Below are 13,745 nucleotides of genomic sequence, written 5' to 3'. Positions count from 1 at the left end.
CGCCCGCTCCGGACACAGGAATAATTTTTAAATAATTTGCGATTTGAAAATGACCTGAAAAATATGCAAAAAGAGCAAGCGTAAAAGTAACAATTATGATATTGCCTATAGCAAGCCCATCCAATCCGTCTGTTAAATTAACGGCATTAGAACTGCCCACAACTATGATAATAGCAAACACTATATACAAAAAAGAAAAATTTATAAAAAAACTTTTCAAGAAAGGAACATTTACAAGCGTTGCAAAGTCAGGATTTGAAGGAAAAAAACTTAAATATGTGGCAAGCAACGCGGCGAATATAGTTTGTCCAAACAATTTCGCTTTAGCAGAAAGTCCGTCTGAATTTGCCTTCTTTAGTTTTAAGTAATCGTCGCAGGAACCTAAAAAACCAAGCCACATAGTACCCATCAAAAGCCAAATAATAAATCTGTTATCAAGTTTTGCCCACAAAAGAGTCGATGTAACTACCGATAACAAGATAATCAGTCCGCCCATTGTGGGTGTGCCGTTTTTGACTAAATGCGTTTTGGGTCCGTCTAGTCTTACCACTTGTTTAATTTTAAATTTTCTCAACCTTTTAATAATATAATGTCCTATGATAAAACAAATCAAAAGACTGGTTAGAACAGCTCCGCCTGCCCTGAATGTTATATATTGAAAAACGTTAAACGGCGTAAAAACATCGCTTAAACGATAAAAAATATGATAAAACACAATTTACCTCTTTTGTTCTAAAATACTATAAAATTTTGCATAAATTTCTTCCAACTTCATATCCCTCGAACCTTTAAATAAAAATAAGTAATTTTCATCAACAGCAATCTGCTCAAGATGTTTTAAAAGATTAGCTTGATTATCAGAATAGAAAACATCTTTATTGCCTATAGCGTTCCTTGTATTAATCATCATATTCCCTACAAGAGCGACGGATGTAATATTTTGATTGGCAATAAATTTACCTAATTCAAAATGATAATCTTCAGATTTGTCGCCAAGTTCAAGCATATCGCCAAGAACAAGATTGATTTTTTTACCAGCGTAACATTGCAAAACAGCCTGTATCGCTTGCCGTATTGACGATGGATTCGCATTATAAGCATCGTTTATTAAAACAACGCCACTACTTGTTACAAGTGTTTCCATTCTCATTTTTGGAGGAGTAAAAGTCTCTATCCCTTCTTTTATTTCATTTAGAGAAAATCCAAGCCCTATTGCGCAAGACGCGGCGGCTAAAGCATTTTCAACGTTAAACAGACCTTTTGCATGTATTGAAACTTTTACAGAATTGTCTTTATAAAACAAACCAAAGTCAGTTTTGTTTGAATATAGTTCTATGTTTTTTACATAGACATCGGCAGTAGTATCAATAGCAAATGTAACGATTTGATGGTTGTCGGTGTTTTGGATTGTTTTTAGAAAACTATTGTCATTATTTATAATTATACAGCCGCCCTCTTTTACATTGTCAAACAAAATTTTTTTTTCTTCAAACACGCCTTCAGCCGAAATGAAAGTTTTTAAATGAGAAAAACCGATATTTGTAATAATACCCTCGTCGGGCTTTAGAATATCAGACAATATTTTTATCTCACCGTGTAAAGATGTCCCCATCTCGAAAACTGCATACTCAACATCTGAAGTTAACTGAAATATCGAAAGAGGGAGACCTATTCTGTTGTTAAAATTTCCCTTATTTGAAAGAGCCTTTCCCTTTTTGCTAAGAATTGACGCTAATATCTCTTTTGTGGTAGTTTTTCCATTTGAGCCTGTAATACCGATTATTTTTGTATTTCGAAATTTTGATCTATAGAACTTGGCAAAGTCGCCAAGCGCAACAATGGTATCGTTGGTTTCTATCAATGAAGGGAATTTAGAAAAAGATTTTACAGAATTTGTAATGTTTTCTGAATAAACTATGGCAACTGCGCCTTTATCGAGCGCTTCATTTATAAAATCGTGTCCATTGTAACGCTTTCCTTTTATGGCAAAATATGCCTCGCCCTTTTTAATTGTTCTTGAGTCAATAGAAATGCCTTTTATTAAAAGGTTTGGATTTCCTACTATAAATTTTCCGTGTAAAACGCGTATCAATTCCTTAAGATGAAAAGATTCCATTAAAAGTTAAACTCCCTTTGTTGATGTTCGACGTTTTTAGAAAATTTTATTTTTTCCAACTTTAAATCTATGTATTTTTTTGCAACTTCAATATCGTTAAAATGCCTTTTCTCAGTACCAATAGTTTGATAAACTTCATGACCTTTGCCTGCAATGAGAACAATATCTCCTTTGTTTGCCATCATAATAGCTTCTTTTATAGCCAGCTCTCTGTCGACTACAATTTTGTAGTTAATTTTATAAGTTTTTTTTATACCAGCTTCTATATCCAAAATTATCCTTTCAGGTTCTTCCGTCCTGGGATTATCCGACGTTACAAAAACAAAGTTACTCATCTTGACGGCAGTTTCCCCCATTATAGGTCTTTTCGTTCTGTCTCTATCGCCGCCGCAACCAAAAACAGTGATAACTCTACGTGGTTTTATCTTCTTTATAGTTTGTAAAACATTTTTTAAAGCATTACTAGTATGGGCATAATCCACAACCACGTCAAATCCAATATCTTTTGTATCAACTCTTTCAAGTCTGCCGGGCGCTTGTTTAGAATTGTTTAATCCTTCAACAGCCATATCAAAAGAAATACCGCTGCAAACAGTAGCGGCTAAAGCGGCTAAAGCATTATAAACATTATGCAGACCTATATGTTTTATGCCGATTTTTGTTTTTTTACTACTAAAAACTAAATCAAACTTACTACCTGAGCTTGCAATCTCAATATTCTCGGCTTTAAAATCTGCTTTATTTTTATCAACAGCAGAATAGAGTTTTTGATTGGCGTTAATATCTAGTTCTAACAATTTTTTTCCGTACTTATCATCGACGTTAATTATAGCATACTTCCTATTTTTTTTTGCGCTCGTTCCAAGACCTTTGAACAGTACAGATTTGCTCTCAAAATAATTATTCATAGTTTTGTGAAAATCTAAGTGATCTTGCGTTAAGTTTGTAAATATAGCTGTGTCAAAATCTATACCGTAAACCCTACCCAAACTTAAAGCATGCGAGGATACTTCCATAGCAAGGTATTTTACGCCATTATCTGCCATATCTCTTATAATTTTATAAACATCTAAAGATTGAGGAGTAGTATTAGGAGCATCTATAATTTTATCTTTGTATCTGTAATTAACAGTGCCTATTACACCGCATTCTATGCCTGCATTTGCAAGAATGCTTTCTATCATATAAGTAATTGTTGTTTTACCGTTTGTACCGGTTATGCCGATAATATTTAGCTCTCTATCCGGATAATTGTAAAATTTAGCGCAAAAATCCGACATGAAACGAAAAATATCGCTCGCTATAATTTGCGTTACAGAAATTGTATCTTGCTTTGTTGTCGTAACAATTACCGTTGCTCCATTTTCTATAGCTTCATTGATATATTTGGAACCGTCTGTAATGTGTCCATGAAGCGCAAAAAAAACATAATTTTTACCGACTTTCCTCGAGTCGTATGACACACTTTCGATTTCAACATCTGTGTCGCCAATAATAATTACATTGTCAACAGATAAAAATTCTTTTAGTTTCATTTTTATTCCCGATTAGCGTTTACAATACCTCGCCATGCTAATGCCTGACACCCTCACATACTCCGGCGAGCTTTGCTCGCCGAGACATGTATTTTGTATTATATGCTCTTGTTTCTTTTATTTGTGTTTGAATACCGCTTGAGTAACATCATCTTTTTCTATTCCTAAATATTCAGCTGTTCTTCGAGCGATATTGGCAAAAACAGGAGAAGCAACCGAAGCGGCATAATAACTGCTACCTTTTGGTTCATCAACAACAACAAGTATCACAAACGCAGGGTTCATTGCCGGCACCATACCACAAAAAGATGCTGTGTAATGCTTTGTGGAGTACGTTTTTGTTGCAGGATCAACTTTTTGCGCTGTGCCTGTTTTTCCGCCTACAGTATATCCATTAATTTTAGCGCTTTTACCTGTACCTAATTCTACCGTGTTTTTCAATATCTTTTTTATAGCATGCGCTGTTTCTGTTGAAACAACTCTTCTAATTTCCCTTGATTCAAGAATATTGCCATCCATTTCAGTTTCGCCATCCGCATTTAGTTTTTCTATTTTTTTTATCACGCAAGGCTTTGTTAGTATTCCGTCATTTGCAATTGCAGAATAAGCATTTATTATCTGTAAAGCGGTAACGCCTATACCTTGACCAAAAGAAACCGTAGGCAAAGTTAACGCATTCCATCTTTCTACATCCATTAAGAGTCCTCTTTCTTCACCGGGTAAATCTATACCCGTTAAAGAATAAAACCCAAACTTTCTTATATATTCGTAAAAATTCTCACTTCCTAATTTTTGCGCAATTTTTACCATTCCTATGTTTGATGACATTTCCATAGACTTACTTAACGATGCGCTACCTTGTATTTTATGATCGTCTCTAATTGTGTGGCCGGCGATTTTAAATTTTCCATTTTCCAAATAAAAAGTATCCGAAAGTTTTACTTTTTTAGTTTCCAACGCTGCTGCAACGGTAACAATTTTAAAGGTTGATCCCGGTTCATACACATCGCTTATAGCAGCATTTCTTAAAATACTTATATCTTTAATTTTACCGGAGCAATCGAAATCTGGAAGCGAAACCATGGCGAGTATTTTGCCGTCTTTTGGATCTTGAACGATACATACCGCTTTTTTTGCTTTATATTTTTCAAAAACTTTTCTTAATTCTTCTTCGGTTATAAATTGTATAGTTCTATCTATGCTGAGTTCAACATTTTGTCCGCGTGTCTTTGATTGATTAACCAATTTATCTTGTATAATTCGTCCGTATCCATCTCTGCGTATTTTTGTCATAATAGTATTACCAGAAAGCGGCTCGTTGTAAATTTTTTCTATTCCTTCAAGACCATTTCCGTCACTGTCCGTTATTCCTAGAATATGAGCAAGAAGTCTTCCTTCGGGATACTGTCTTACGTACTTGGTCCCAAACCCTATACCTTTCAACTGTTCCTTTTTTATCTTGTCTACAATATCCACGTTTATGTTAAAAGCTATAGGAACATATGAAGTATTTCCAAAATCGCTTAACTGTTTTTCTTTGATTTTTATGCCATTATTTGCCAAAACAGTTTTCACCCTATTAAAATCTTTTATTACTTTGGGATCTAAAAAAACTGTATATTTTTTTATGCTTGTAGCAAGAATTTTTCTGTTAAAATCTAAAATGTCTCCCCGTTTTGGAGTCTCGACATTTTCACGATTGATCATTTTATCAACAGTACGATTTATTTTACCATGAAGAATAATCTGCACATATACGAGTTTTGCAAATAAAAGAAAAAAGACTGACATTATCACGAATATAAGCGCAGTCCTTCTATTAATCTTTTTGATTTTCTTTTTTCTCATTTTTAGGAAAACCTTAGTCAATGTAAACGATTGTTTTTTCATCAGGACGATCTAGATTTTTTTCTTTTGCAACTTTATACATTTTTTCAAGAGCAAGTATAGAATTGATCTTTAATCTCAACAAATCATTTTCAGCATTAATTTTATTATATTCGGTCTGTAAATTGCTTACTTTATAAGCAAATCTCATTGAAGTATTTTGTTGCCAAAGGTAAACAAATATGCTGAAAATGATAAATATAATCGTTAAAAACGATTTATACATTTATTTTTTTCTCTGCTGCCCTTATTTTTGCGCATCTACTTCTAGGATTAATTTTTATTTCTTCATTTGAAGCAATAGTAACTTTTTTTGTAAGAATTTTATAAATGCCCCTATCAGAATTCTGCTTAAAGTTTTGTTTTACAATTCTATCTTCCAGTGAATGAAAACTTATTATCACAATCCTTCCTCCAACATTTAGCAACTCCTGAGAGTCAAACAACAAAGTTTCTAAATTTTCAAGTTCGCCGTTTACAAAGATTCTTAACGCTTGAAAAACTTTTGTTGCCGGATTTATTTTTCCTTCAGATCTTTTGGTATGACAAATTATCGACTGAAGTTCCGACGCTGTATTGATTATCCCTCTTTTCCTGCGTAATAGAATTGCGTCCGCAATCTGCCTTGATTTATGTTCTTCGCCATATTTGTAAAAAATATCAGCTAAATCTTCGCTCGAATAAGAATTAATAATTTCTTTAGCTGTCAGGGTATTCCTTTTGTCCATCCTCATATCCAAAACATTTGAATTGAACGAGAAACCTCTCTCTAAATCGTCAAATTGCTTTGAAGAAACACCGACATCAGCTAAAATGCCATCAACTTTATTTATATTGATATTTGCCAAAACCTTTTTTATATTTTTAAAATTATCTCTTATAAATGTTACCCTATTGTTAAAAATTTTTTCTCTTTCACAAAATTTTTTTGACGAGTCTTCATCCCAATCAAAAGCAATTATTTTAATATCTTTAAATTTCTCAAGCAGGTAAGAAGTATGTCCGCCGCCGCCAAATGTGCAATCAACATATAAGCCGTCCAGTTTATTGATTAAATATTGAGATGTTTCTAAAGGCATTACAGAAATGTGGTACATATATCCTTATTTGGAAAAAAATATTTTTACAGCTACAACTATAAGGTAAACAGCAAGGCACTTTTTTAAAATTTGCTCCGGCATGGCATCAGCAAGATAAGATCCCATGATACCACCTAGTATAAACCCTACGCCTATTAAAGCGGCAACATTAAGATTGACATGACCTTTCTTATAATATACAAGCACTGAAAAAAAGCTTAGGCATATTATTGCAAGAGACGTGCCCTGAGCCTGATGTTGAGTCATTTTTAAAAAGAAAAGCATAAGCGTCATTAGGATAGTCGCCCCGCCGATACCCATAAGTCCGCTTAAAAATCCACCGATAATACCAATTGCAATACAAGTTATAATTTCCATTCAGTTTAAAATACCTGCTAACTTCACAAAGACGGATTATACACCGAATTCTGTCTTTTAAATAAAAATTTAAAAGCGCAATCATTTCTCTGCCGTTAAAATCGCTTTTAACAGTCGAGCGACCATACTTCAGTCTTGCTTTCCGGTAAGGATTTAGCCGTTTCACCTTTTGCATTACTGCAAAAGCTCATCCTTTTTCAAGGATACTCTCTCATTTCTGAGTAAAGCGTCTCTGCTCGCACCTCTGCTCTCACGAGCTGCAGGAATTGCCTGCTACCGTTTACTACAGCATAAACTGTAGTTAAAGTTCGGACTTTCCTCTTCACAATAAATGTAAAGCGATTGCGTATCCGTCTTCATGAAATATTTCATTTTTTTAACAATATTCTGGAACAATTATCACAAAACACAAGTTCACGTCCTTTTTGAGCTTGATTTATCAACTGTGGTCTTAACATCATACCACAGGCTCCGCAACTTTCTCCATTAACAATGGCTATACCCTCTCCATCGCGTCCTTCACGTAATCTTTCATACTGTGACAATATTGATTGATTAACTTTTAATTTGTGTTCTTCTCTTGCTTGTTCTAAACCGTCGATTTCATCTTCTAGCTTCTTTTTAAAAGTCTCAATTTTAGATACATCTGTCGCTATTTTCTGTTCAAATTCTTTTAATTCAGCGGCGCTTTTTTTTACTATGACAGATTCGTTATCTATTTTATTCATGAGTTCTAAAAGTTCATCTTCAATGATATTTTTATCATCTTTGGCTTTTTCTATTTCTAGAAGCAACGCTTTATATATATCGTTTGATTTAACGGCGTTCAATTCCATAGAATATTTGCTTATAGCCTTTTCTTTTGAATCGAGCAAAGACTCTTTTTCTTTCTTAATGAAGTTCAACTCTACAAAACTTTTCTTTTTTGCGTCGGTCTCAGTTTTTTTAATTTTTAATTCTTTATTTTTTTCTTCAATCAACGCTGGAGATTGATTGATTTGGTTTCTGATATTAGCAATCTCAACATCATAGGTCTGCAATTCATACAACAACTCTAAATCCTGTTTCAAATCGTTCATTTATTCCTCGATTTTTTCCGTTGTAATTTCAGTTTAGCTTGCGCCCTATTTTGTCATACTGAAAAAGCGAAGCAACTGAAGTATCCGGAAAAATAGAGTCTTCAACCCTTTGGCTTTCAGAATGACAAACAGACTACCCGTCAACGTAGCTACACAAATGGGTAGTGCAGGGTTCGAACCTGCGACCACTCGCGTGTGAGGCGAGTGCTCTTCCACTGAGCTAACTACCCACCAACGGTGGACATTATAGCAAATTTAACAAACAAAAAACTCTTGATTCCTCAAGAGTTTTATATATTCTTACGCTTACGTTTGGGCCTGGTAGGACTTGAACCTACGACCATTCGATTATGAGTCGAGCGCTCTAACCAACTGAGCTACAGGCCCGCGCCCAACACGTGGCATTATAATCAAAAATTTGATTTAAGTCAATTTTTTACTTCTTTTTTCAGTGTCTTTTTATATGATTTGACAGGGACTATAAATCATATGGCATAATTTCTATGCTTACCGAGGTTCCGGACTTTTCTCGTTGATGATTTCGATTTTGTCGACGAATAAATCATATGGCATAATTTCTATGCTTACAGAGGTTCCGGAAGGCTGTTTAAAATTTTCCAAAAAATTTGCAAGTTTTAATATATTTTCTCTACATCCTTTAATTATTATATGTTTTCTGTAAATATTATTAAGTTTTGCGATATAGGCCGAAACAGGACCTAAAAGCTTAAGATTTAAATCGTAACTTTCAATTAAATCGTTAAGAAAATAAAAAAGTTTTTCTGAAATCTCATCAACTTTTTGTTCATTTTTATTTTTTATTAAAATCTTTGCCACATCGCAATAAGGCGGATAATACAGTTTTTTTCTCTGTTCTATTTCTATATTGTAAAATGAAATAAAATCGTGATTTTTTGCGTGTTCTATCGCATAATGACTAGGGTTATTCGTTTGGACTATTACATTTCCCCTTATGTCTCCTCTGCCACTGCGTCCCGCTACTTGGGTTATAAGCTGAAAAGTTCTTTCAACCGACCTAAATTCAGGAACATGCAAAGATGTATCGGCATCTATAACGCATACCAAGCTTACTCTAGGAAAATCAAAACCTTTAGCTATCATCTGCGTGCCAAGCAATATGTCATATTCATCGTTTTTTACGCCGTTATATGCTTTGGCATAATTCTCTTTTGAAGATGCGGTGTCTCCATCAAGCCTGAAAATTCTTGCATTTCTAAATAGTTTTTTCAGCTCGTCTTCAACTTTTTGGGTCCCAGTACCAAAAACCGTTATTTCTTTGCTTTTACAAACAGAACATATTATAGGTAGCGATTTTGTTTCACCGCAATAATGACACTTGAGTGAATCGGGATTTCTGTGAAAAACCATTGAGATAGAGCATTTTGGACACTGATATACGCTCCCGCATTTTTTGCACATAATTGCCGGAGAATATCCTCTTCGGTTTAAAAACACAATTATTTGTTCTTTTTTTGCTAAAGTTTTTGATATTGCATCTACTGTTTCAGAAAGAAGCAAACTTGGCTTAAGTGCTCTGTTTTTTAATGAGATAACATTAACTTCCGGCAATTCTCTTTTGCCTATACGTTCGTTTAGCTCTAACAAACGAATTTTATTTTCAAGAGCGTCTTTATAACTTTCAAGTGATGGAGTCGCAGAACCCAAAATCACCGCCGCATTATGATAATTCCCACGCCATTTGGCTATTTCTCTGGCATCGTAAGCAGGTTTTTGTTCTTGTTTATAAGTATGTTCGTGTTCTTCATCTATGATTATAAGACCAAGATTCTCAAACGGAGCAAAAATTGCAGACCTTGCTCCAATCATTATCTTTATTTCACCGGTTTTTGCTTTTAAAAACAACTTATATTTTTCAGTATTTTTGATACCGCTGTGCCATACGCCAACATCTAATCCAAATCGCTTTAATATAACATATACAAATTGCGGTGTAAGGGAGATTTCAGGAATGAGCATTATGGCGCTCTTATTTTGTTTTAAGGCATATTCTATCGCGCTCATATAAACTTCAGTCTTACCTGAAGCTGTTATGCCATGTAAAAGAAAAGAAGCATAAACATTCTTTTCTAAAGTTTCGTTTATCAAATTTACGGCATTAACTTGTTGTGTATTTAGAATTGGAACATGTTTTTCATTAGTTATTTCTTTAGCGACATTTTTATTTTTTGTAATTCTTTTCGGAGGTTTCATGGAAACAGGAATAATTGATGCCAAAGCCTCGCCCAAAGAACATACATAATTCTTTGAAATATACTCCGCAAGGTTCATCGTTTCTTGCGTTATAAGAGGTTCGATATCTATCGCTTCAACAATCTTTTTCAACTTTGCGAGATTAAAGTTTTCAAAATTTTGATTGATATCTTGGCAAGAAATAGCATATGCAACTAAAGTTCTATTACGGAAAGAAACTTTAACTCTTTTTCCTACTACAGTTTCAGCATTTACACAATCTGGTGGCAAATAGTGAAAAATCGTCTTCAAGGGAATAGGAACTGCAACTTCCACAACTCTCATATTTTACCTGTTTCTAAAAAATGCATAATTTTTTTCATATCTTCCCAAACGAACTTTTTTAAACTAGGGTTCCTAAGAAGAGCGGCAGGATGATATGTTGGCATGAGTTTTATACCATTATATTCTTTTACAGCGCCTCTTATCTCACTAATAGATTCTCCATTATTTAGAAGTCCTTTTGTTGAAGATGCGCCTAAAGTCACAATAATTTTGGGTTTAATAATATCAAGTTGCATATCTAGATAATGCCTACAAACTTCCATTTCTTCCGGGGTAGGCGGTCTGTCGTTTGCGCGTTTTTCAGGATTAGAGGGATCTATCATAGGATGGCATTTTACTATATTAGCGATATAAACAGTTTCTCTTGTTTTCCCCATTGCTTCAATGATTTTTGTTAAAAGTTGACCCGCTCTCCCAATGAAAGGCTCGCCTTTGTGATCTTCATCATAACCAGGACCTTCGCCAACAAACATCAAATCCGCGTTCGACGAACCAACTCCAAACACAGCATTTAAGCGATTTTTTCCTAAAGGACATTTTTGACAAGAATTCACCTGCTCTTCTAGTTGTCCAAGCTCTTCATTTGAGTTCATTACTTTCGTCGTAAAGGTTTTTTGTCTCTCTTTTTTCAAAATGCTTTTTTCAATAGGATTTCTAGTTACAGGGGCTTTATAAATTTCTGTTTCTCCCCAGTTTTTATATTCTTCAAGAGATCTTTTTGTCAACTTTAATATTTTGAAATATTCTGATTGTTTCATTGATAATTCTTCTCGCAATTATTTTTTTATTCTTATTTTTCATTTTTAAAATACCGTCGGCGCTTATTACATGAACGGTAGCGCTGTCAGATCCAAAGGATTCTTTTCCATTAGCAATTATTAAATCAAGATTTTTCTTTTTTAGCTTGAGTTTAGCATTTTTCAAAATATCACAAGTTTCTAGAGCAAACCCGACAACAACCTGATTTGTCTTATGGTCGGCGCAATATTTTACAATATCGGGATTTCGTCTAAGTTCTATTGTTTCGTATGAAGTTGAATAGGATTTCTTTATTTTATGTTTACAAATCTTAGCGGGTCTGTAATCTGCAACAGCAGCAGCGCTTATAATAACATCTGATTTTTTCAAATTAGCCTTTACAGCTTCAAGCATTTCTAAAGCAGATATAACTTTTATAAGTTTTACATTTTTTGGCAATACATTTACGTGTCCTGAAACAAAAATAACTTTGTGATCTTTTTCTAAAACAGCTTCAGCAAGAGCCTTACCCATTTTGCCTGACGATTCATTGCTTATATATCTTACAGGATCAATGTATTCTTTTGTAGGTCCTGATAAAATGAGAAATGTAAGTCTTGTTGACATTACTTGAAGATTTCCTTTACTGCAGATACAATAATATCCACATTAGCAAGCCTTCCGTTGCCCCAATCGCCACAGGCAAGCTCGCCATTTTCCGGCATAACAAACTGATAACCGTAACTTTTTAAAATTTCAATATTGTTTTGTGTAGCTTTATGATTGAACATATTTGAATTCATCGCAGGACACACTAAAATCTTAGCTTTAGATGCGAGCGCCGTGCAGGCAATCAAATCGTCTGCTCTGCCACATGCAAGTCTTGCAATTATGTCAGCTGTCGCGGGGACAACAATAATAACGTCCGCTTTTTGGGCAAGCGATATATGATTTATTTCCCACTTATCGAGAATGTCAAACATATTTGTGTGAACTTTATTCTTTGACAGAGTCTGCAAAGTAAGAGGCGTAATAAATTTTGACCCACTTTTTGTCAAAATACATTCAACATTCGCCTTCAGCTTTACAAGTTGCCTTATTACATCGCAACTTTTGTATGCCGCTATACAGCCACAAACACCTAAAACAATATTTTTATTTTCTAAAAACATAATTAGTATCTATTTATTTTTGCTATTTGTTTCTATGGCTGGTTCATGTTCTATTTCTTTTTTCTTTTTTTTACGTAATTTTTCCATTTTCTCAAGAATATCAACATCGGTAACAACATCAGTTAGCGCTTTGTTTATAAGTTTAGTTTCTGTAAGTTTTCTAAAGTCTTCATTTTGCTTGTTTAACAAAATCCATTCAAAAGAAAGAGCTACTATCTCATATCTTCCTAATTTAGACGATGATACAGCTTCTCTCAACTGCATTTCTGTTGATGTCATTTTTTAATCCCCTTTAGCGCAAAATATTTTTGACTTTTTACAACTTTATACTCTAAAGACTTTATAATCGTTTTAACCGCATCTACAGCATCGTCTAATTCTTTATTTATCACCAAATATTCATATTTTTGAAGATACCCAATTTCTTTTCTTGCATTATTTAAACGTATTCCTATCACTTCTTTAGAATCTTTATTTCTTGCCACTAGCCTTTTTTCCATTGTTCTAAAATCAGGAGTCATTACAAAAATCATATAAGCTTGAGGATATTGCTTTTTTATGCTCACTCCACCTTGTACATCAATCTCTAAAAGAATATTTTTACCAGATTCTAATGCTTTCAATAGCAAATCTTTTGAAGTACCATAGTAATTGTTATGAACCTTAGCCCACTCGGCAAACTTTTTTTCTTTAATCATTTTTTTAAAAGTTGCTTCATTAACAAAAAAATATTCTCTGCCGTTTTTCTCGCCTTTTCTCGGAAACCTTGTTGTGTATGATATTGAATGCGCAATATTTCTACTGCTTTTAATAACAGCTTTGCATATAGCGGTCTTACCCGCTCCTGACGGTGCAGAAACGATAATTATATTGCCTAATGATTTTTTCAAATTTTTATTCAACACGTGAAAATTCCAATAAAAGCGCACAAAAAAGAGAACGGAGATTACAAAAAACATCGGGGCGATGTTGCTTCTTATATAAATCAAAAACACATTGATTTTTCAAAGACTTTCAGATACTCTCAAAAGTACATAAATACATTAAAAAGTAAATCCCTCCCCAACTTGTACCCTGAGCTTAGCATTTAAAATTTAAAATATCAACAACGCTGTGTAATATCACAACATATTGAATATGCTTATAAAGCATTTTTGACAGCCATGAAGAGCAGGCTTTGCCGAACCTACTTGATTCGTCCGATA

Annotated in this window: 14 protein-coding genes, 2 tRNA genes and 1 other RNA gene; all 17 read right to left on the bottom strand. The window is 33.9% G+C overall.

Annotated elements, in window-relative coordinates:
- A partial coding sequence (mraY, locus tag LE180_RS01905; RefSeq protein WP_374133810.1) for a phospho-N-acetylmuramoyl-pentapeptide-transferase occupies positions 1-715 on the bottom strand: 715 nt, incomplete at its 3' end.
- A 3-nt stretch (positions 716-718) separates the two neighbouring features.
- The gene (gene murF, locus LE180_RS01900) at positions 719-2,116 is read right to left on the bottom strand and encodes a UDP-N-acetylmuramoyl-tripeptide--D-alanyl-D-alanine ligase (protein WP_374133799.1); all 1,398 of its coding nucleotides are present in this window, start codon (positions 2,114-2,116) and stop codon (positions 719-721) included.
- Positions 2,116-3,651 carry a UDP-N-acetylmuramoyl-L-alanyl-D-glutamate--2,6-diaminopimelate ligase gene (locus LE180_RS01895; protein ID WP_374133798.1) on the bottom strand — a complete coding sequence of 512 codons (1,536 nt, stop codon included), beginning with the start codon at positions 3,649-3,651 and terminating at the stop codon, positions 2,116-2,118. Before LE180_RS01895 ends, murF begins: the two co-directional genes overlap by 1 nt.
- Positions 3,652-3,768: 117 nt before the next feature.
- Complete coding sequence (locus LE180_RS01890; RefSeq protein ID WP_374133797.1) at positions 3,769-5,499, bottom strand: peptidoglycan D,D-transpeptidase FtsI family protein; 1,731 nt, start codon at positions 5,497-5,499, stop codon at positions 3,769-3,771.
- A 13-nt stretch (positions 5,500-5,512) separates the two neighbouring features.
- Complete coding sequence (locus tag LE180_RS01885; RefSeq protein ID WP_374133796.1) at positions 5,513-5,689, bottom strand: hypothetical protein; 177 nt, start codon at positions 5,687-5,689, stop codon at positions 5,513-5,515.
- A gap of 67 nt (positions 5,690-5,756) precedes the next feature.
- On the bottom strand, positions 5,757-6,635 hold the full coding sequence (rsmH, locus tag LE180_RS01880; RefSeq protein WP_374133795.1) for a 16S rRNA (cytosine(1402)-N(4))-methyltransferase RsmH: 879 nt from the start codon (positions 6,633-6,635) through the stop codon (positions 5,757-5,759).
- 6 nt (positions 6,636-6,641) lie between these two features.
- Entirely contained in the window at positions 6,642-6,995 is a 354-nt protein-coding gene (locus LE180_RS01875) for a sulfite exporter TauE/SafE family protein (protein WP_374133794.1), read from the bottom strand.
- 23 nt (positions 6,996-7,018) lie between these two features.
- Positions 7,019-7,353: RNase P RNA component class A (rnpB, locus tag LE180_RS01870), an RNA gene on the bottom strand.
- A 10-nt stretch (positions 7,354-7,363) separates the two neighbouring features.
- Positions 7,364-8,074 (bottom strand): zinc ribbon domain-containing protein, encoded by a 711-nt coding sequence (locus tag LE180_RS01865; protein WP_374133793.1) that lies wholly within the window; start codon positions 8,072-8,074, stop codon positions 7,364-7,366.
- A gap of 158 nt (positions 8,075-8,232) precedes the next feature.
- Positions 8,233-8,304, bottom strand: a tRNA-Val gene (locus LE180_RS01860).
- Positions 8,305-8,387: 83 nt separating this feature from the next.
- Positions 8,388-8,461: transfer RNA gene (locus LE180_RS01855), tRNA-Ile, on the bottom strand.
- A 120-nt stretch (positions 8,462-8,581) separates the two neighbouring features.
- The gene (priA, locus tag LE180_RS01850) at positions 8,582-10,630 is read right to left on the bottom strand and encodes a primosomal protein N' (protein WP_374133792.1); all 2,049 of its coding nucleotides are present in this window, start codon (positions 10,628-10,630) and stop codon (positions 8,582-8,584) included.
- Positions 10,627-11,388 carry a uracil-DNA glycosylase gene (locus LE180_RS01845; RefSeq protein WP_374133791.1) on the bottom strand — a complete coding sequence of 254 codons (762 nt, stop codon included), beginning with the start codon at positions 11,386-11,388 and terminating at the stop codon, positions 10,627-10,629. Before LE180_RS01845 ends, priA begins: the two co-directional genes overlap by 4 nt.
- Positions 11,336-11,995 (bottom strand): phosphopantothenoylcysteine decarboxylase, encoded by a 660-nt coding sequence (locus tag LE180_RS01840; RefSeq protein ID WP_374133790.1) that lies wholly within the window; start codon positions 11,993-11,995, stop codon positions 11,336-11,338. The genes LE180_RS01845 and LE180_RS01840 overlap by 53 nt, the downstream gene beginning before the upstream one ends.
- Positions 11,995-12,540 (bottom strand): flavoprotein, encoded by a 546-nt coding sequence (locus tag LE180_RS01835; RefSeq protein ID WP_374133789.1) that lies wholly within the window; start codon positions 12,538-12,540, stop codon positions 11,995-11,997. The genes LE180_RS01840 and LE180_RS01835 overlap by 1 nt, the downstream gene beginning before the upstream one ends.
- A gap of 9 nt (positions 12,541-12,549) precedes the next feature.
- Positions 12,550-12,819 (bottom strand): hypothetical protein, encoded by a 270-nt coding sequence (locus LE180_RS01830; protein WP_374133788.1) that lies wholly within the window; start codon positions 12,817-12,819, stop codon positions 12,550-12,552.
- Positions 12,816-13,430 carry a guanylate kinase gene (gene gmk, locus LE180_RS01825; protein WP_374133787.1) on the bottom strand — a complete coding sequence of 205 codons (615 nt, stop codon included), beginning with the start codon at positions 13,428-13,430 and terminating at the stop codon, positions 12,816-12,818. Before gmk ends, LE180_RS01830 begins: the two co-directional genes overlap by 4 nt.
- Positions 13,431-13,745 lie beyond the last annotated feature (315 nt).

Origin of the sequence: Candidatus Endomicrobiellum pyrsonymphae (genome assembly GCF_020328025.1) — a bacterium.
Taxonomy (GTDB): domain Bacteria; phylum Elusimicrobiota; class Endomicrobiia; order Endomicrobiales; family Endomicrobiaceae; genus Endomicrobiellum; species Endomicrobiellum pyrsonymphae.
The sequence above is the reverse complement of the archived record's forward strand: the minus strand, read 5'-3'. Positions and strand labels throughout refer to the sequence as shown.

Bases quoted from the DNA above. Each gene is read 5' to 3' on its own strand.
- murF (WP_374133799.1), bottom strand. From the start codon at position 2,116: ATGGAATCTTTTCATCTTAAGGAATTGATACGCGTTTTACACGGAAAA.
- LE180_RS01895 (WP_374133798.1), bottom strand. From the start codon at position 3,651: ATGAAACTAAAAGAATTTTTATCTGTTGACAATGTAATTATTATTGGC.
- LE180_RS01890 (WP_374133797.1), bottom strand. From the start codon at position 5,499: ATGAGAAAAAAGAAAATCAAAAAGATTAATAGAAGGACTGCGCTTATA.
- LE180_RS01885 (WP_374133796.1), bottom strand. From the start codon at position 5,689: ATGAGATTTGCTTATAAAGTAAGCAATTTACAGACCGAATATAATAAA.
- rsmH (WP_374133795.1), bottom strand. From the start codon at position 6,635: ATGTACCACATTTCTGTAATGCCTTTAGAAACATCTCAATATTTAATC.
- LE180_RS01875 (WP_374133794.1), bottom strand. From the start codon at position 6,995: ATGGAAATTATAACTTGTATTGCAATTGGTATTATCGGTGGATTTTTA.
- LE180_RS01865 (WP_374133793.1), bottom strand. From the start codon at position 8,074: ATGAACGATTTGAAACAGGATTTAGAGTTGTTGTATGAATTGCAGACC.
- priA (WP_374133792.1), bottom strand. From the start codon at position 10,630: ATGAGAGTTGTGGAAGTTGCAGTTCCTATTCCCTTGAAGACGATTTTT.
- LE180_RS01845 (WP_374133791.1), bottom strand. From the start codon at position 11,388: ATGAAACAATCAGAATATTTCAAAATATTAAAGTTGACAAAAAGATCT.
- LE180_RS01840 (WP_374133790.1), bottom strand. From the start codon at position 11,995: ATGTCAACAAGACTTACATTTCTCATTTTATCAGGACCTACAAAAGAA.
- LE180_RS01835 (WP_374133789.1), bottom strand. From the start codon at position 12,540: ATGTTTTTAGAAAATAAAAATATTGTTTTAGGTGTTTGTGGCTGTATA.
- LE180_RS01830 (WP_374133788.1), bottom strand. From the start codon at position 12,819: ATGACATCAACAGAAATGCAGTTGAGAGAAGCTGTATCATCGTCTAAA.